Here is a 19,376-nt window from a genome sequence, read left to right on the forward strand (position 1 = left end):
ATGGACAAAATCCTAGAAAAAATTCAAAATAACTCAAAGATATTAATAGAAGCATCGGCAGGCACTGGCAAAACTTATATACTTGAAAATTTAGTTATCAATTTAATGAAAACCAAACTTTACTCTATAAATGAAATCTTGGTATTAACTTTTACAAAAAAAGCCACAGAAGAAATGCATGCAAGAATACTAAAAGCAATAGAAAATGCTTATTTTAACTCAAAAACAAATGAAATTTTAAAAAAAGCTTATGAGCAATCAAAAAAACTCTTTATATCAACAATCAATAAATTTTCATTACATGCCTTAAATAATTTTCAAATTGAAACAGAAAATTATTCCAAATATAAACCTAAAGAAAAATTTTCAAAAGAAATAGATGAGATAGTTTATGACTTTTTAAGAAAATCAGACAGCTTGATTCAAGCTCTTGATATTAAAGACTATGAACTCAAAGTATTTAAATCTGATGCTAAAAAAACAGAAGAAATTGTTTTAAAAATAAAAAAAGCTTACGAAAGAGACACAACTCAAGAACTTGGAGACTGGCTTAAAACCCAAACACCATTTGAAAACATTCTTCTTAAAAAGGAAGAATTGATCAAAGATTACAACAAAATAATAGAAAACTTAGATGAAATGACAGCAGATGAAATATTAAATTTTTATAATAAACATATTCAAACTGGCAAACTTGAAATAGAATATTCTAAAGAAAACGACATATTCAAAATAGCAGAAACATTATTAAAAAATAAATTTTTTTCAACCCTAATAGAAAAAGAAATTAAAAAAAATACCAAATTATCACCTAAAGAACTTAAGATTAAAAATGATTTAATCCATTTAGGAATTAATATTAAACATGAAAAATACAAATCAGAAGACAATAGAAATAAAAATAGAAATAATTTAAAGCAATATGTTATTTTAAAAGTTGAATACAAAATACTAAAGTACATAGAAAAAAAACTAGAAAAAATTATTAAATCCACAAACACAATAGACCAAAATTACATAATTTCAAATTTAAAAAATTACTTAAAATCAGAAGACAAAAAGCTTCTAAATGCAATCAAAAATCGATACAAAATTATTTTGATTGATGAGGCACAAGACTTAAGCTTAACCCAAATCGAAATATTTAAAATATTAAAAACAGCAGGAATAAAATTGATATTCATAGCTGACCCCAAACAGATAATATATTCCTTTAGAAAAGCAGACATTTCATTTTATAACAAAGAAATAAAAAATAAAATTAACTCAGATGCTAGAATTGTATTAAAAACAAATCATAGATCAAGTAAAAAGCTCATCAACCCTTTCAATAGAATTTTTGATAATATATACAATAATACAATAGTCCATGATATTGAAAAAATTGAATTTACCAATTCACTTCCAAATCAAAAAAATGACAATAACAACATTTTCATAAACGGACAAGAAATAGAAGGAATCAATATAATAACTACAAATACCGAAAACGAAGAAGACATTTACCAAAAAACAGCATTGACAATAAAATACTTGCTTACATATGGAACAATTACTGAAAACAATAAGATTAGAAATATTAAAATGCAAGACATTAAAGTACTTTGTAGAGGAAAAAATGAAATCAATTTAATAGATAAAGCATTAAAAAAAGAGCTAATCCAAACAAACAAAACTCAAGAAAAATTTTTAAAAACCAAAGAATTTAGCGAAATTTTCTATATTCTTAAGTGCTTAGACCGAAAACAAAATTTTAAAGCCTTAAATTATATTCTAAACAGTAAAATACTAAATGTACCATGGAATTTGCAAAGAATTTTAATCAAACAAGACAAAATTCACCTTATAGAAGAATTTATTGAAAATATAACAGCTTTGCTTGAAAAAAATGAAATAACATTAATAAATGCAATTAACAAAATCACACTCGAAAAAAACTTGTGGATCAAAATTGCAAATAGCACCAACGATCAAAAAATTATTAAATGGGCAGAAAATAAAATAAATTACAAAGGTCTTCTTATTAAAGAAGGCAAGCTTGAAAATTTAAAAACCTATGAAACAGTACTTGAGATCATATCTAAAATATATCATAAAGAACAAAACATACAATCTCTAATCTCTACTTTAGAAAGCCTAATAATAAACGAAGAACCTGAAGAAATAGAAGAAAGAATCAATAATATAAATAATGACAATGAATCTATAGAACTGATGACAATACACAAATCAAAAGGGCTTAGTATAAATATCGTATTCTTAATAAATACATCTCCAATAGAAAATAGCAATATTTTTTCAAAAAAAAATTGTTTTTACAAATTTTATCAAAACGGAAAAATTGAATATGATTTTTTTAAATTGGAAGAAAACAAAAAATATGCAAGACTAAAAATATTAAGTGAAGAAAAAAATATATTTTATGTGGGGGCAACAAGAGCTAAATTTGCTCTTTTTATTACAAAAACAAATAGCATAACTAGCAAATTATTAGAAATAGCAAAAATTTTTACTATTGATGGCATCAAACATGACTTTAACATATATGAATTTATTAGCCAAAAGAAATTCAATAAAAAAAAGAACAATACAAATACAAATACGAAATTAATTCCACCAAAACCAATAATTAAAAACATGTTTAAAAAAGAATATACATCTAGTTTTTCAAGCTTAACAGCACAAGCTCATCATACAACATTTTACGAAAACTATGATTTTAAAAACACCAACTATGAAAAAGAAACAGATCTTGATGATTACGACCCTACATTAGAAGAGACTCTGCCTAAAGGAAAAGATAGTGGAAACATTTTGCATGCCGCAATGGAGGAAATAATTTTTAGTACAGCAAAAGATACATTTGATAATTTTAAAAAAAATAACATTAAAATTATTGAAAAACAAATACAAAAAATTAACTCAAATCTTAATACAATAGAAATACAAAATTCATTAACTAAAATGATTTATAATATACTAACTTATAATATAAGAGCAATTAATGCTCGTCTGTGCGATATTGAAGAATTACAAAAAGAAATGGAATTTTTAATCAAAATAAATCCTAAATTTCAAAAACAAAAAAATCTTTTTAACAAGCACTTTGAAGATCTTCACATAAAACTAAGCGATGGATATTTAAAAGGAATAGTAGATCTCATATTTAAAGCTAATAATAAAATATATATCCTGGATTACAAAACAAACTATCTTGGAAAAGATAAAGATGATTATAATATAACAAATTTAGAAAATATAATAAAAAAAGAATATTATGATTTGCAATATAAAATATATGCACTTGGAATAAAAAAAATATTATTTAAAACTAAAAGAGAATATGATCAAAAATTTGGTGGAATAATATATCTTTTTACAAGAGCATTTAAAGATAATATTGACTGCTTGCAATCAAAATTTGAAAATGGCATTTATTTTGATCTTCCCAAATTTAATGATGTGAACTTAGATGAAATTATCCTAGAATTAAGTATTAAAAGGCACTTATGAGAGATTTTTTAGTATTAAGAGAATTTTTAAAAGATAAAAACAAAAAATTCTTAACTCCTGAACTTAAGCTTTATGAAATAATTGAACTTTTAAATATCAATAAAAAAAATTACTATAAAGCACAAACACTTGCAAAGTCCATAAACAATGAAAACATTGTAATATTTTTAATATTTTTATTTAACTACTTTGACAAAGGCCACTTAAGAGCTAATATAAATCTATTAGCAAAAGACATTCAAAATACAATAACATTCACAAAAGATAACCTAGAAAAAACCAATAAAGGTTATAACAAATTAATAAAAATGCTAAAAAGTTTAGAAATATTTGGGAATCTAGAAACTATTAAAGATATAGTCTCGCTTTTGAAAAAAAGCAACATACTAATGGAATTTAATAAGTTTAAAATTACAACTCCCCTAATCCTGGAAAACAATATCTACATTTATACTCAAAAAAACTATAGAGAAGAAGAAGATTTAATAAAACAAATTATAAAAAGATTAGAAAACAATAAAAGTGAATTAAATGACACCGAAATACAAAATATAATATCAAATTTGAACACCAATAATTTAAATAAAGATCAAATCACATCCGTGAGAAAGGCATTAAAAAGCAACTTTTTTCTATTAAGCGGGGGCCCTGGAACAGGCAAAACTACAACTATTAACTATATCTTAAAGGCAATTAACAAAACATTAAACAATAAAAAAAAAAGAATAGTAGCAATTGGAGCACCTACAGGAAAAGCCAGCTTAAGACTACAAGCAAGTATCGATTATTCATTCGAAAATTTAGAAATAGAATGCAATACAATCCAAAAACTATTGGGAATCAAATTTATAAACAAAAAAAATCTATATGATGAAGAAAATCAACTAAATTTTGACGTAATAATAATTGACGAAGCTTCAATGGTAGACGCATATACTTTTTTAAAGCTATTAAAAGCAACACCAATAACTACTAAATTAATAATGGTAGGAGATAAAAATCAACTTCCATCGGTAAATGAAGGAAATGTATATTCAAGTCTTCTAGGAATAGAAAATATAAACAAAGATAATGTAGTAGATCTTAAAGAAAATTTCAGGAGCAACAAAGAAATAAACTTGCTCTCAAAAGCCATATACAAAGAAGATATCACCTTAATTTGCAAATACATTAATAACAATAAAAATATTCAATTAAAAGAAATAGAAAAAATAAATTTAAAAAAAGATCTAATAGAATATGCAAACAACTTATATGGAAAAATATCCACTTTTAATCTTAAATTACTAAAAGATTCAAAAATTGAAACAATACTTGAAACTTTACTTGAAAATATAATTTTAAGTTCAAAAAATTTTGGAAAATTTGGAACTAAAACACTAAATGAAATAATAAAAACTTACCTAAAAAAGATCTATGGAAACTTTATTGGGCAAATAATAATGATAACTAAAACTGACTATAAAAATAAATTATTTAATGGAGAACGGGGTGTCATTTTTAATGAAAATTCTAAATTTTATGCTTTATTCCAAAGAAAAGATGAAAAATATAAAAAAATAAATCTAGATTTACTAACAAATTATGAATTCAGCTTTGCTACAACAATACACAAAAGCCAAGGATCTGAATATAAACATATAAAAGTAATATTAGAAAATAACCCTTTTTTAACAAAAGAACTTATGTATACTGCAATAACAAGAGCTAAAGATAGCTTAGAAATAATTTCTAATAAAGAGACTATTCTTAAGCTAAGCAAAAAATCTTGCGAAAGAGATTCAAAAATACTAGAACACTTAAACTCATTTAAAGAAATTGACAAATAAATTAAAAACTACTATAATCTTTAAAAAGAATGACTTTGGGGGCGTAGTTCAGATGGTTAGAACGCCTGCCTGTCACGCAGGAGGTCGCGGGTTCGAGACCCGTCGCTCCCGATGCCAACTTTTATTTTATTATATCAAAAGTTTTTCTTAAAGAATTTATTGATGCTCTAACGAGTTTTGAATAATAAAAAATTACAAATATTTAATTTAAAAGTTATAATTTAAATAATTCAAAAAAATAAAACCTATAAGGAGAAGGTTAAATGAATCTAAAAAAATACTTATTTTTCACTACTTTATTATTGATTTCAACATCTGTTTTTGCACAAACCAACACAATAACAAAAGAAAATATAAATTCAAATGGAAACCTAAGCCAATTTGGAGTAGAAGAGATCTGCCCAATATGTGGATATGTTAACTGTATTTGCGATGAAAAAACTACAGAAATCGCTGCAAAAATCACACAATCAAATACAACAGGCTCATTTGTAAGCATAGCTACACTTGCATTGTTGGCAGTTATAGGATTAGCTCTAGCAACACATAAATTGTATAAATTAAAAAATTTGAAAATTTAAGCAAACTAATTACTGTAGCTTTTTAAAAGCTACAGTAAAGTTTAAAAATCAAATATTACAAATGTCCTCAACCCTAATCTCACAAAGCATCTTTTTAACATCTTGAAAATCACAAAGATTACCTTTTAATGCCGTAGCTGTACCAGCTGCAACACCAAATTTGAATGAATCTTTCAAAGTATTTCCATTATCAAAAGCATACACAAATCCTGCAATCACAGAGTCTCCTGCCCCAATGGTACTAATAGAGTTAATCTTTGGAACAAAAGCCCTAAAAGCAACATTTTGACTACCAATAAACATAGCTCCGTCACTTCCCATAGAAATTATCATATTTTGCACCCCACTTTCTACAAGATTTTTCCCGATTTTAATCAATTCTTTTGTAGAATTAAATTTAGCATTAACAAGATCCTCAAGTTCATAAATATTAGGCTTTATTAAAAAGGGATTTAATCTAAGAATTTTTTTTAAAGGTTTTCCACTAGTATCAATAATAAGCTTAACATCATTAGAAATGCTATTAGATATTTCGTTGTATGCATCCTCGCCAAGAGATGCAGGAACACTCCCTGACATCACCAATATACTATTATTTGTTAAACTTTTAAGCCTATCTTTCAAAAGTTCAAATTCATTCTCAGAAATATCTGGAGAATTGGCATTAATTTCTGTTTCTCTGCCATTTGCTATCATTTTAATATTTAATCTTGTATCATATTTTATTTTAATAAAATCGTTTTTTATATTCTTAGAATCAAGAGAAGATCTTATATAATCGCCCGTAAACCCCCCCAAAAATCCAAGAGCCGTACTGGACTTTCCTAAATTTTTAAGAACAGTACTTACATTTATTCCCTTACCACCAGCAAAGAAATTGTTATTCAAAGCATAATTAAGACTTTCTTCCTGAAATTCTTTTAAAATTATTTTATAATCCACAGAAGGATTAAGTGTTAGAGTATATATCAAGATAATCTCCTTTAATTGATAAAATTAATTAAATAAATGTAAAATTTAATAAATATATATACACTATATAATATATAAAGGTGATTATTATGCAAAATTTATTTTCAAAAAACTTGATTACTTTAAATTACAATGCAACTAGCAAAGAAGATGTAATTAGAAAAATGGCTAGCATGCTCAATGAAAATGGATACTTAAATGACATGGAAGCATTCATAAAAGAAATTAAAAAAAGAGAAGAAATTAACGGGACAGGCATTGAAGAACATATAGCTATGCCTCATGCAAAAGGTGATTTCATTAAAAAACACGGAATTGCTATTTTAAGAATTAATGGTAATGGATTTGATTTCAACTCTTCTGATCAAAAACTTTCAAAACTGTTTTTCATGATGGCTCTCCCCGAAGAAACTCCCAGCAACGCACACATAAAAGCTATATCATACCTAAGCAATACTTTTAGCAACAACTTGTTAAGACATGAACTTATGAACACAAATAATGAAGATAGATTTTTAGAAATAATTATGAATAGTGGCAATATAAATGAATCTAGTAATTTAAGTACAAAAAAAGATTTCATTCTTGCGGTAACAGCATGTCCTGTGGGAATAGCTCACACTTATATGGCAGCAGAAAGCCTGAAAAAAGCAGCTTTGGAATTAAACGTAAACATAAAAGTAGAAACAAATGGATCTAGTGGAACCGAAAATCCAATAACAGAAGAAGAAATAAAAAATGCAAAAGGAATCATTATCGCATCTGGGAAAACTATCAACAAAGAAAGATTTAGCGGAAAACCCTTAATCGAAGTAGGCGTAAAAGACGGCATACATAAAGCAAAAGAGCTTATTCAAACGATTCTTAAAAACGAAGCACAAATTTATAAAAAAAGCGACATAAACACAACCGCCGAAAAACCTAAACAAACCCAAAAAATAGGAATCTACAAACACTTAATGAATGGAGTTTCATTTATGCTTCCATTTGTAGTTTCAGGAGGAATAATAATAGCAATATCGTTTATGTTTGGAATAAAAGCATTTGATATAAACGACCCAAGCTACAACAAAATAGCAGATATTCTGATGCAAATCGGCGGTGGAAGCGCATTTGCTTTAATGATCCCAATACTTGCTGGCTATATTTCATTTAGCATAGCAGAAAGACCGGGCCTTGCACCTGGAATGATTACAGGATTAATGATGAACAACGGAAATGCAGGATTTCTAGGAGGCATCTTAGCGGGATTTATTTCAGGATACGTTACATTAATTGTAAAAAAAATATCTGACAAAATCATTCCCAGCAATTTCAGAGGAATAAATCCAGTATTAACTTATCCTTTTTTATCAGTCATAATTTCAGGAATTTTAATATATGTAATGCTTAGTCCAATATCATTTATTAATAAATCAATAACAGATATACTAAATCAACTTAGCGGAACCAATATGGCAATACTTGGAGCTTTACTTGGAGGAATGATGGCAATAGATATGGGAGGACCTGTAAATAAAGCTGCATACGCATTTGGAATTGCAATGATAACTGCAAAAAATTATATTCCTCACGCAAGCATAATGACAGGTGGAATTGTACCTCCTATAGGAATTGCCCTTGCTACAAGTTTATTTAAAAACAAATTTTCAAAAGAAGAAAGGGAATCCGGCAAAGTTTGCTATTTTTTAGGAGCATGCTTTATTACAGAAGGGGTAATTCCATTCGCAGCGTCAGATCCTTTAAAAGTAATACCTGCATGCATACTAGGCTCATCTGTAGGAGGATTTATTTCTGCACTTTTCAAAGTAGAAGTTATGGCACCGCATGGCGGGATATTTATTCTACCGATAGTAGTAAACCCATTAATGTGGATAATATCTATCTTAACAGGATCAATTATAACAGCTGTCTTAATAGGAATTTTTAAAAAAGAATATAATTCAAGAATATAAACTTAAGTTTATATTCTTGAATTTCTGTCAATAAACTAATCTAAGTTTTATTGGTGTTTCAAGACTCAATCCTTTAAGCATGTCTATCTCAAACTTTAGTGTGTTTGAGTTAATCTGTTTAAATCCAAATTGTTCTTGAACATTTCTAGAAGTCTTAACTATAAGATTAAGTTTTGAATTGTCAATAAGTTCATTTGCTTTCGAAGTAAAATCTGATAAAAAATAAACCAAAACATCTTTATATTCTTCAGTAGACATGGGAATCTCATCCGATGGCAAAAGAGCCGCAAGTGCATCACTAATATATTCTTTATTTTCATTAATATTCTTAGTAGCATTTTCCAAATTAATATTAAGCTCAATAATATTTTTACCATCTTTTTTTTCTATCTTAAACACAGACATATCAGATTTTTCCATATAATCACCTAAAATTTTAATTAAATTATCAAACTTAACAACCAAATTAATAGAGTCTCCTTGGGTTTTAATACTCAAAAGCTTAAGTCCAAGCTTTTCCTCTCCATTTTTAAAGTATTTTTTTATTTCATCTACAGGAAAAAGAGGCATATTTGCAATTTCTCCTCCCACTAAAGTTGTTAAGAGTTCTTTTCTAATTTTTTCAAATTCTTTATTAACATTAATAAATATTGAAACAATACCGCTAATATCATCTTTTAACTCAATTTCAACATTAGAACTACAAGCAAAAAAAATAAACAATAAACTCAAGTTGACAAAACACTTTCTCATAACAAACTCCCAACTAATATACAGTTAAAAACTATTATAATAGAATATATAACTATAAAGCAATAAACTTAAAGGAGAACACCTATGGTGCACGATAAAACACTAGAACCAAAATTTTTTCAAAATCTACTAGATAATAACCCTACCCCTTATCACTTAGTAAACTATATTGAAGAGAAATTAATAAATTATTTTAATGCACAACAATTAAAACTTGATGAAAAATGGAAAATTGAAACAGGATCGTATTACATAAAAAAAGAAGGAACTAGCCTTATTGCCTTTAATATTGATGTTGAAAAAAAATATGAACCGTTTCTAATAGCAAGCGCACACACAGATAGTCCGGGATTAAAATTAAAAATAGATGCAACAGAAAAAAAAGGTGGGATGTTTTACAACCATATTGAAGTTTATGGTAGCCCAATAATTTCTACTTGGATTGACAGAGACTTAAGCTTAGCAGGAATTGTATATTTCAAAAAAAATGAAAACATTAATTCAAAATTAATCAATATTGAAAACATAGGAATTATTCCAAACCTTGCAATCCATTTAAACCGACAAATTAACGAAGGATTTGGATATAATACTCATGACAATTTAACAGTAATCAACAGCACTAAAAAAACAATAAAAGAAAATATCTTAGAACAACTTGGAATAAAATATGAAAATTTTCTATCTTGTGATTTAATATTCACAGAATCACAACTCTCAAAAATAATAGGAACTGAAGGAGAATTTTTAGCTTCTAAAAATCTTGATAATAAATCGGGATGCCATGCAATCATGAACTCTTATGTTCATACAAGTAATAATAAAAATAAAATAGCTGTATTTTTTGATAATGAAGAAGTAGGATCTTTAACATCAAGGGGCGCTGATTCCAATTTTTTATCAGAAGTTTTAGAAAGAATCGATCTTGCCCTTAACTTAACCAGAGAAGAGCATTTAATAAAAACAAACAAATCATTTAATATATCGATTGACAGCGTTCACGGAATTCATCCAGGATATGCATTCAAACATGATCCAAACTATCAAGCGACTCTAAGTAAAGGTGTAGTTGTAAAAAATAGCGCCAATTTTAGATATGCAACAACTTCAACGGGATTTGCAAAATTAAAAAACTTAGCTATTGAAAATAATATTAAAATTCAAGAAATAATAATGAAAGCAAATGTTCCTTCAGGCACAACAATTGGTCCAATCTCAAATGCAAGAACAGGAATAGAAACTATTGACATTGGAACACCAATGTGGGCAATGCACTCCCTACGAGAAACAGTATCAATAGCTGACCACATAGAAGCAATTAAATTGCTAAGGGCTTTCTTTGAAAAAGGAATTTAAAATTGGAAAAAATAAAAGAAATAATTGTAGTTGAAGGAAAAGATGATCTTAAAAGAATAAAAGAATCTTTTGACTGCACAGTAATAGAAACAAAAGGATTTGCTTTAAAAACCGAAACTATTAAATTACTAAAAAAAGCCTTGAAATACAAAGGAATAATAATCTTAACAGATAGCGATAAATCTGGAAATATTATTAGACAAAAAATAATCAAATATCTAGGAGAAAATAATAAAATCAAACATGCGTATCTTAATACTAAAGATACTGAAGTTGAATCAGTAAATAAAACAGAAATAATAAAAATACTTAAAAAAGTTGGAACTTTGTCTAAAGATAATCAAAAAAATTTATTAACACTAAGCGATTTGTTAGAACTTGGCATAATAGGAGAAAACTCAAAAAAAAATAGACAAAAAATACAAAAGCAGCTTTGCTTGGGACATGGAAATAATAAAAAACTCTTAGAAAGACTTAATTACTTTAAAATAACAAAAATAGAGCTAAAAAAACAATTAGCTTTAATTAACTCCCCCAGAAGGACTTGAACCTCCGACCTAGTGGTTAACAGCCACCCGCTCTACCACTGAGCTATAGGGGAATGAACACTAAAAGTATTATCTTAAATTTAAAAATTTTTGTCAATTATTTTCTAATATTTTTAAAATCCCATTAGCAAGAATTTTGGAATCTTGATCTCTAAGCTTAGAAGATCTAATAGACCAAGCTTCTTCTGGAAATGCTAAATTTCTAACTTCTATTAAAAGCTTAGTCATTACTACATTGTTTCTTAAAACATGGAGATTTTGACCCTTAATATAAAAACTTCTTTTCATTCCTTCTGTAATTTTTTCTGCTACAGACTTTGAATGAATATCATATTTTTTTTCGTCATCTTTTTGATAATAAAACCCCATACTCTTAGGTGCTCCAACACTATTATCTGCATGCAAACTAAAAAAGGCTATATCCTTATCTTTAATATGTTTATATTTACTAACAATGTTTTTAACAACAACCAATCTTTTTTTAAGGCCTGATGGAGTACCGTTTATCCAGGAATCAACAGTATCATTTTTATTTAGATCATAATCATTGTAAACCTCATTTTTAACATTAACAAAAGTATTGTTAGCAAAAACACTATTCCTAATCAAATGATCGGGGGCCAAAATAGTAAGTTCGACATTAGCACCCTCTTCTTTAAGGTATACATAAAGCCTTAAGGCAATATCATACACATATTCATCTTCAACAACAAAAACTTCGTTTCCAAGACCATCTCTAGATTTAACAATAGCTCCAGGATCAAGGCCTCCGTGACCAGGATCAAGAATTATTAACTTATCTTTAAGTCTTGATCCTTTATTAAACCTAGAATTTACCAACTTTTCAAAACTTTTGAAAAGTTGAGTTGCCTTTTTATAGGAATTTAAAGGAGAATGCCAATCTTCTGAATAAAACTCACTTGGCTGACTTATCTTTTTTGGTCTATACCAATAATAGAAATCACCAACAACCTCAAATATTGGTATTTTGGAGTCTAAAATAACCAAAGAGCTAATATCAAAAAGATCTTGATTGGTAGTAATTCTAAAAGTATTTAAATTTAGCTTTTTGTTTTTACTTGAGGGAAGATTAACTATTGTTTTAACTTCATTAGAAGAATTAGAGCTAGAATCAACTTTATTTTTAATATATAAATCGTTTTTAGATTTAGCTATAGAAGAATCAAATAAAAGTTTTTTATCAAAAATTTTCAATTTTTGATCGTACATAATATTATTGCTACTTAAATTATTCCAATTTTTAAGATCCTCAATTAAAACGCCGTAATGTCTAGCAATACTATACAAAGTCTCCCCTACAGCAACTGAATGATAGATAAACTGATTATCTGTTTTTTTTTCAATTTTTAAATCTTCCTCAACAGACTTTTCTAAATCATCATTTACAATCTTTAAAACATTTAGCAATGAACCTGCTTTAAGATTAACAGCACGATTACCATTAAGAGTTACAAGATCCTTAGCAGTAACACCATAAATATAAGCTATTCTACCAAGGGTTTCTCCTTTTTTAACATAATGAAAATCAATATTCTTAGTAGCTCTCTTTAAAAAAAGCTGTTGACCAATCTTTAATTTATCATCATTAAGAAAATTAAATTTTAAAATATCCTTAGAACTAATATCAAAATCTTGAGAAAGTTTTGAAAGTGAATCGCCTTTCTTAACTACATAGGGCTTTAAAAAATCAGGCTCAGTTAACACAAGCTCCATTCCAACTTTAAGATCTTTAGATCGCAAATTATTCCAAGCTATTATCTCTTCTTGGCTTAGCCCAACAAGCTTTGAAACACTCTCAATAGTGTCACCCTCTTTTACAGTGTAAAGAATTACCCCCTTCTTAATAGATTCTAGCGAATTAAGAGAATGATTGACCTTATGAGTAATATTTGGATCTAAACTAGAATCACTTGGAATAATTAATATTTGCCCTACTCTAATATTGTCAGCATTAAGTTTATTAATCCTTTTAAGATCGTTTACTTTAGCTTTATACTTAATTGCAATTGAAAAAAGAGTATCTCCTTTGCCAACCTTATACTCAAAATCAGCATTAAGATTAGCAGGACTTATTATTAAAAAATAAAATAATATAATAAGTTTTATAATTTGCAAAACATAAAACGTTTTACTTTTCCTTAATGCCAGTATTTTGAACAATGTAGTCATAAATTATCCAATAATAATCATATTTTTTGAAGAAAAAAGTATATCTTTTGGAAATATAAAAATGCCCATCGTCAAAATATAAATCAGCAATCACCTTGCCTGCAGTATCAGAATAACTTGTCTCAATAATAGAAAATTCATTTGGCGCTTTTGAAATATCTGAATTATTAGAATTCCACAAATATTCCTTATACTCTTCAACTACATTTTTATTAGGAACAGATGATAACTTTTGTTTATAAAGGTATGCCTTGCCTTTATCATTTAATAACAATCCTTCAATATCAAGATATAAAAAGAATTTTTCTTTTTTTCCAAGCTGCAACGCCTTTAATAAATATTTAACAATCTCATCAGGAGACAGTTTTTTCTTTTTCAAGACATCTTGAATATCCTGATTTTCAGACAAATTAACAAGATCTATACTTCCTGGATTTTCATCAAAACTATCATTTAAAAAAAGCGTAATAATATTGGATTCTTTCTTCTTAGATGGATCTGAAATGTCTGGGAAAAAAATACCCTTAACAAAATAAACTCCATCTTTACTAAACTTAACAAATTGATTTAAGTTAATAACTACAGAAAACTTTTCATTAGGTCTCAAGCTCATATTTCTAACAGGAATAGCAACATTTTTAGATCTCCTTTTAACATATTCAATAGGTCTTTTAACTTTAATATTGGTGGTATCAGTAACATCAAAATCAAAACCAAAAGAATTAATATCACCTATTTCTAAAGTTAAAACACTGTCAGATGAATTACTAAGAGAAACTTCAATAAAAACATTACTATTGACACGATAAATAGATTGATTAAAAAACTTGATTTTAAAATCAAGGCCCTTGTAATCCTCAGCAAACAAAACAAAAGAAATATTCGTAAAAAAGATACAAAAAAGCAATTTTCTAATTTTCATAAGCTCCCCTCAAAACCTAACCACATTATATATAAAGAAAGTAATAATACCTATAGTATATTATTATACTAAATTAATTAAACAAAAAGGTAAAAAATGAATATAGATGAAGAACTAACAACAATATTACAAAATAATTCCAATTTAAAAAAAATGAAAGAATATTTAGAACAAAATACATTTTTTTCATTAACAGGATATGAAGGATTTTTCAAAGCTTTTTTAATTAAAAAAATCAAAGAATATAGTAAAACCGGAAAAATAATATTAATAGTTAAAGATGAGCATACATTAGATAAAATCAAAAATGATTTAAAAGTAATTACAAGTCAAATCTTTGAGTTTAACTATTTTAGTCCCCTTGTATACAAGGGGATTGGCTCAAAAAGTACAATCTTTAACGAAAGAATCAAATTCCTGATCAATTTTTATAAAAAAAATCCTGGAATATATATTACAGTCTTAAAATCATTGCTCAGTAAAATACCTAATCAAAATACACTACTAAAGAATATATATAAAATTGAAAAAAATACTAAGATTGATACAGTAGACATTGAAAAAACCCTTATAACATTAGGATATGAAAAAACACTCAGAGTAACAATTCCAGGAGAATTTACAATAAAAGGAGAAATTATAGACTTATACCCTTTTGGAGAACAAAACCCAATAAAAATTGTACTCAACTTCGACAAAATAGAAGAAATAAGAAAATTCAATCCTTTAACCCAATTAAAACAGGATAATGAAATTTTAGAATTCCAAATTCTTCCAAAAAAAGAAATTATTTGGAAGAATGAAGTTATTAACAACTTAAAAACAAAGATTAAATCTGTTGAATATAAAAAGATTCTTGAAGAGTTGAATTTAAAAAAAGAAACAAAAACAGAAGAAATGTTTTATCCGCTAGTAGCAAATACTTATTTAAGTGATGAGATTGAAAAACACACGCCTATTGTAAGCTTTGAAATTAACAATTTCGAAAAAGAAATTGAAAAAATACACCAAGAATATGAAAATCTTTATAAAGAAGCAAAAGAAGCTGGTAAGAATACAATTGATCCAAAAAGAATCCTCTTAAATTCCAAAGACTTCAATCTAAAAAGCGATGTTTTATTTTCAAAAATTGAAAGTTCTAAATCCAAAGAAGTTATAGAATTTAAAATTGAAAGCAAGAGAAGCTTTTTTTCAAATATTATGCTTACAAAAGAAGAATTCAAAAATTGGCTAAAAAATGGATTTAAAATTATTATTGCAGCGGAATCTGAATCACAAAAAGAAAAACTTAAATATATTTTCAAAGAATTACCAAAAGTATCTATTGAGGTTTTAAAAATATCTAGCTCTTTAATAATAGAAGAAGAAAAAATTGCTATTATTCTTGAATCAAACATCTTTAATACAGAACAAAAAATAAACAAATCCTTTGAATCTTCAAAAACAAAAGCTATTGCCTCTTTTATTGAGATTGAGAAAAATAGTCATGTAGTTCATATAAACCATGGAATTGGTATATTTAGGCAAATAAAGAGAATAAAAACAAGCTCTCTTGAAAAGGATTATATTGAGATTGAATACGCTGAAGGAGAAAGACTATTTATTCCAATTGAACAAACAAATTTAATCCAAAAATACATTGGAAGTGATCCTAAAAATATAAAATTGGATAAAATTGGTTCTAAAACATGGATAAAAAATAAAGTAAATGCAAAAAAAAGAATCGAAGAGATTGCAGAAAAATTAATAGAACTTTATTCAAAAAGAGAAAGTATTAAAGGTATTAAATACCCAAAAGATAACGAATTACAATTGTTATTTGAATCTGAATTTCCATATGATGAAACTCCAGATCAAATAACAGCAATAAAAGAAATTAAAGAAGATATGATGAGTTTCAAAGTAATGGATCGCCTTCTTTGTGGAGATGTTGGATTTGGAAAAACTGAAGTCGCAATGAGAGCTGCGTTTAAAGCTGTAATGGGAAACAAACAGGTTGTTGTACTATCCCCAACAACTATCCTGGCAGAACAGCATTTCAATACATTTAAAAAAAGATTCAAAAACTTCCCAATCAAAATCGAAGTATTAAGCAGATTTATAAAAAACAACTCAGAAAAACGAATTTTAAAAGAATTGAAAAGCGGAGAAATTGATATAATAATAGGAACACACAAAATTCTTTCAAAAAAATTCTCCTGCAAAAATTTAGGATTAATAATAATTGATGAAGAGCAAAGATTTGGTGTAAAAGAAAAAGAAAAACTTAAAGAAATAAGAATCTCAGTTGATTGTCTTGCTCTTTCTGCAACACCAATTCCTAGGTCTCTTCATATGTCGCTAATTAAACTTAGAGATATTTCCGTTTTAAAAATTCCTCCTAAAAACAGAGTAAAAATAGAAGCTTATTTAGAATCGTTTAGTGAACTTTTAATAAAACATGCAATTGAAAATGAACTATCTAGAGATGGTCAAGTTTTTTTAGTAAATCATAATATTGAAGAGTTGCATTATTTAAAAACTCTAATTGAAAAATTAACTCCTTATGCAAGGATTGCAATAATTCATGGAAAACTCACAGGAATCGAGATTGAAAACATAATGCACGATTTTATTAAAAAAGCGTATCAAATTTTATTAGCAACAACAATAATTGAAAATGGGATAGACATTCCAAATGCAAATACAATAATAATTAACAATGCAAACAAGTTTGGACTTGCGCAATTATATCAACTAAAAGGAAGAGTTGGAAGGGGATCCAAAAAAGCTTATGCTTATTTTTTATACCAAGATAGCGAGAAACTCAATGAACGCTCTATTGAAAGACTAAGAGCAATAACCGAATTTTCAGATTTAGGATCAGGATTTAAAATAGCAATGAAGGATATGGAAATAAGGGGTGTTGGAAATTTGCTTGGTAGAGAACAACATGGAGAAATTGAATCGATTGGATTGGATTACTATTTAACAATGTTAAACAAGGCAATTGAAAAGAAAATGGGAAAAATATCATCAGAAGAAGAAGTTGACATTGAAATTAACTATAGTGGCTTTATTCCTGACAATTATATAAAAAATGAACAGACTAAAATACTAATCTACAAAAAAATCTTTGAAATTCAAACTGAAGAAGAAAGTAAAAAGATAAGATCAGAAATCCACGACAACTTTGGCCCAATACCTAAAGAAATAAATAGTCTATTAATGTTAGCTGAACTTAAAATTTTAGCAAAAAAATTAAACATAATAAAAATAAAAGAAACAAACAAAACTTTGGAAATAGAATATAAAAATATAGAAAGCATCCCTATGGAAAAAATAATAGAAATACTTCAAAAGCATCCTAATTTATTAATATTAAATCCATCGTATCAAAAATCAATATTTTTAAGCTTTAAAAATATTGAAAAATCTGACAAAATGAATTACATATATAAAAATATTAACTTGCTAAAAACAAGCTCATAGCTTGTCAATCATAAAAGGAAAAAAATGAAAATATTAATCATAAACACAGGAAGTTCTTCGTTGAAATTTGCTATTTATCAATATGAAAATTCAAAAAAATTAATATCTGGAATTATTGAAAAAATAAAAAAGCAAAAATCAATCATAAAAATAATAAATACTGATGGATCAACAATAGAAAGATTTGAGAAAGGAATTGAAAATCACCAAAAAGCAATAGAAAAAATGTTTAAAATATTGTTAAACAGCAATTCTAAAATCCTTAAAACCATCAATGAAATTAAAATAATAGGACATCGGGTTGTACATGGGGGATCAAACTTTAAAAATTCAGTAATTCTTAACAACAGTATTTATAATGAATTAAAACAAATTTCCGAACTTGCTCCACTTCACAACCCAAGTGCAATCATCGCAATAGAGGCAATACTTAAGATTTTACCACACGCAAAACAAGTTTTATGCTTCGATACATCATGGCATCAAACCATAAAAGAACACGCTTTTCTTTATGCAACCCCATATTCTTGGTATAAAAAACACAATATTAGAAAATATGGCTTTCACGGCCTTTCTTATTCGTACATAACAAAAAGATCCTCAGAAATTTTAAATAAAAACATAGATGATCTAAATTTAATAATATTACATCTTGGAAATGGAGCAAGCATTAATGCCGTTAAAGATGGAAAATCTTACGACACAAGCATGGGAATTACTCCACTTGAAGGCCTTGCAATGGGAACAAGAAGTGGTGATATAGACCCAGCAATTATTAATTTGATGAGCACCATATTAAATAAAACAACTAAACAAATTGAAGAAATATTAAATAAAGAAAGCGGTATACTAGGAATTTCTGAAAAATCAAATGATATGAGAGACATTTGGAACAAAATTGAAGAAGGAGAATATCAATCAAAACTTGCAGTAGAGATAATGACATATAGAATAAAAAAATATATTGGATCTTACATTGCTATTCTTGATTTTAATGTTGATGCAATAGTTTTTACGGGTGGGATTGGCGTTGTTGATTATAAAGTAAGGGATCTTTCACTAAAAGGGTTTGAAAAAATTGGAATAGAGCTAGACCTTAAAAAAAATGAAATGGCTCAAAACAAAAATTTAGAATCCGAAATTTCAACCATCAAGAGTAAAGTAAAAATACTAGCAATACCAACAAACGAAGAATCAACTATTCTTGAAGATATTTATAATTTAATTCCAAAAAATTTATAGTTTTCAATTTTAAAACTTAAATTTAAGTTATTTATTATAACCAT

The 19,376-nt window shown here is 26.9% G+C and carries 12 protein-coding genes and 2 tRNA genes; 9 read left to right on the forward strand and 5 right to left on the reverse strand.

Annotated features, from left to right (window positions below; translation table 11 throughout):
- The 4 genes from recB (at window position 1) to HNP63_RS01085 (ending at window position 5,923) form a co-directional block, all read left to right on the forward strand.
- Window positions 1–3,513, forward strand: a complete 3,513-nt coding sequence (gene recB, locus HNP63_RS01070) for an exodeoxyribonuclease V subunit beta (RefSeq protein ID WP_183227003.1) — start codon at window positions 1–3, stop codon at window positions 3,511–3,513.
- Complete coding sequence (gene recD, locus HNP63_RS01075) at window positions 3,510–5,342, forward strand: exodeoxyribonuclease V subunit alpha (RefSeq protein ID WP_004789467.1); 1,833 nt, start codon at window positions 3,510–3,512, stop codon at window positions 5,340–5,342. Before recB ends, recD begins: the two co-directional genes overlap by 4 nt.
- Before the next feature lie 37 nt (window positions 5,343–5,379).
- Window positions 5,380–5,453, forward strand: a tRNA-Asp gene (locus tag HNP63_RS01080).
- 152 nt (window positions 5,454–5,605) lie between these two features.
- Window positions 5,606–5,923: a hypothetical protein gene (locus HNP63_RS01085; protein WP_006433772.1), complete on the forward strand. Its 318-nt coding sequence runs from the start codon at window positions 5,606–5,608 to the stop codon at window positions 5,921–5,923.
- A gap of 48 nt (window positions 5,924–5,971) precedes the next feature.
- On the opposite strand, the gene pfkB is transcribed toward HNP63_RS01085, so the two are convergent.
- Window positions 5,972–6,895: a 1-phosphofructokinase gene (gene pfkB, locus HNP63_RS01090; RefSeq protein WP_183227005.1), complete on the reverse strand. Its 924-nt coding sequence runs from the start codon at window positions 6,893–6,895 to the stop codon at window positions 5,972–5,974.
- A gap of 89 nt (window positions 6,896–6,984) precedes the next feature.
- Here pfkB and HNP63_RS01095 point away from each other — a divergent pair, with 89 nt between their 5' ends.
- Window positions 6,985–8,850, forward strand: coding sequence for a fructose-specific PTS transporter subunit EIIC (locus tag HNP63_RS01095; protein WP_183227007.1), 1,866 nt, complete (start codon window positions 6,985–6,987; stop codon window positions 8,848–8,850).
- A gap of 27 nt (window positions 8,851–8,877) precedes the next feature.
- On the opposite strand, the gene HNP63_RS01100 is transcribed toward HNP63_RS01095, so the two are convergent.
- Window positions 8,878–9,603 (reverse strand): hypothetical protein, encoded by a 726-nt coding sequence (locus HNP63_RS01100; protein WP_004789504.1) that lies wholly within the window; start codon window positions 9,601–9,603, stop codon window positions 8,878–8,880.
- A gap of 84 nt (window positions 9,604–9,687) precedes the next feature.
- Here HNP63_RS01100 and HNP63_RS01105 point away from each other — a divergent pair, with 84 nt between their 5' ends.
- Window positions 9,688–10,959, forward strand: a complete 1,272-nt coding sequence (locus HNP63_RS01105) for a M18 family aminopeptidase (protein ID WP_183227009.1) — start codon at window positions 9,688–9,690, stop codon at window positions 10,957–10,959.
- Window positions 10,960–10,961: 2 nt separating this feature from the next.
- A complete protein-coding gene (gene rnmV / locus HNP63_RS01110) occupies window positions 10,962–11,507 on the forward strand; it encodes a ribonuclease M5 (protein ID WP_011601133.1) in 546 nt (181 codons plus the stop codon).
- On the opposite strand, the gene HNP63_RS01115 is transcribed toward rnmV, so the two are convergent.
- The 3 genes from HNP63_RS01115 to HNP63_RS01125 all read right to left on the reverse strand — a co-directional run bounded on the left by HNP63_RS01115 (window position 11,489) and on the right by HNP63_RS01125 (window position 14,619).
- A tRNA-Asn gene (locus tag HNP63_RS01115) sits at window positions 11,489–11,560 on the reverse strand. The two genes, rnmV and HNP63_RS01115, sit on opposite strands and share 19 nt — an antisense overlap.
- A gap of 40 nt (window positions 11,561–11,600) precedes the next feature.
- Window positions 11,601–13,697 (reverse strand): LysM peptidoglycan-binding domain-containing protein, encoded by a 2,097-nt coding sequence (locus HNP63_RS01120; protein WP_014486405.1) that lies wholly within the window; start codon window positions 13,695–13,697, stop codon window positions 11,601–11,603.
- The gene (locus tag HNP63_RS01125) at window positions 13,657–14,619 is read right to left on the reverse strand and encodes a hypothetical protein (RefSeq protein WP_015055693.1); all 963 of its coding nucleotides are present in this window, start codon (window positions 14,617–14,619) and stop codon (window positions 13,657–13,659) included. The genes HNP63_RS01120 and HNP63_RS01125 overlap by 41 nt, the downstream gene beginning before the upstream one ends.
- Window positions 14,620–14,715: 96 nt before the next feature.
- On the opposite strand from HNP63_RS01125, the gene mfd reads away from it, so the two are divergent.
- Window positions 14,716–18,090 carry a transcription-repair coupling factor gene (gene mfd / locus HNP63_RS01130; RefSeq protein ID WP_183227011.1) on the forward strand — a complete coding sequence of 1,125 codons (3,375 nt, stop codon included), beginning with the start codon at window positions 14,716–14,718 and terminating at the stop codon, window positions 18,088–18,090.
- 24 nt (window positions 18,091–18,114) lie between these two features.
- Window positions 18,115–19,332: an acetate kinase gene (locus HNP63_RS01135; RefSeq protein ID WP_048830655.1), complete on the forward strand. Its 1,218-nt coding sequence runs from the start codon at window positions 18,115–18,117 to the stop codon at window positions 19,330–19,332.
- Window positions 19,333–19,376: the final 44 nt, after the last annotated feature.

This window comes from Borreliella afzelii (assembly GCF_014202295.1).
GTDB lineage: Bacteria > Spirochaetota > Spirochaetia > Borreliales > Borreliaceae > Borreliella > Borreliella afzelii.

Excerpts from the sequence above, each read along its gene's own strand:
- HNP63_RS01095 (WP_183227007.1), top strand. The coding sequence starts at position 6,985 with ATGCAAAATTTATTTTCAAAAAACTTGATTACTTTAAATTACAATGCA.
- recB (WP_183227003.1), top strand. The coding sequence starts at position 1 with ATGGACAAAATCCTAGAAAAAATTCAAAATAACTCAAAGATATTAATA.
- HNP63_RS01125 (WP_015055693.1), bottom strand. The coding sequence starts at position 14,619 with ATGAAAATTAGAAAATTGCTTTTTTGTATCTTTTTTACGAATATTTCT.
- HNP63_RS01100 (WP_004789504.1), bottom strand. The coding sequence starts at position 9,603 with ATGAGAAAGTGTTTTGTCAACTTGAGTTTATTGTTTATTTTTTTTGCT.
- HNP63_RS01105 (WP_183227009.1), top strand. The coding sequence starts at position 9,688 with ATGGTGCACGATAAAACACTAGAACCAAAATTTTTTCAAAATCTACTA.
- HNP63_RS01120 (WP_014486405.1), bottom strand. The coding sequence starts at position 13,697 with ATGACTACATTGTTCAAAATACTGGCATTAAGGAAAAGTAAAACGTTT.
- recD (WP_004789467.1), top strand. The coding sequence starts at position 3,510 with ATGAGAGATTTTTTAGTATTAAGAGAATTTTTAAAAGATAAAAACAAA.
- HNP63_RS01135 (WP_048830655.1), top strand. The coding sequence starts at position 18,115 with ATGAAAATATTAATCATAAACACAGGAAGTTCTTCGTTGAAATTTGCT.
- mfd (WP_183227011.1), top strand. The coding sequence starts at position 14,716 with ATGAATATAGATGAAGAACTAACAACAATATTACAAAATAATTCCAAT.
- HNP63_RS01085 (WP_006433772.1), top strand. The coding sequence starts at position 5,606 with ATGAATCTAAAAAAATACTTATTTTTCACTACTTTATTATTGATTTCA.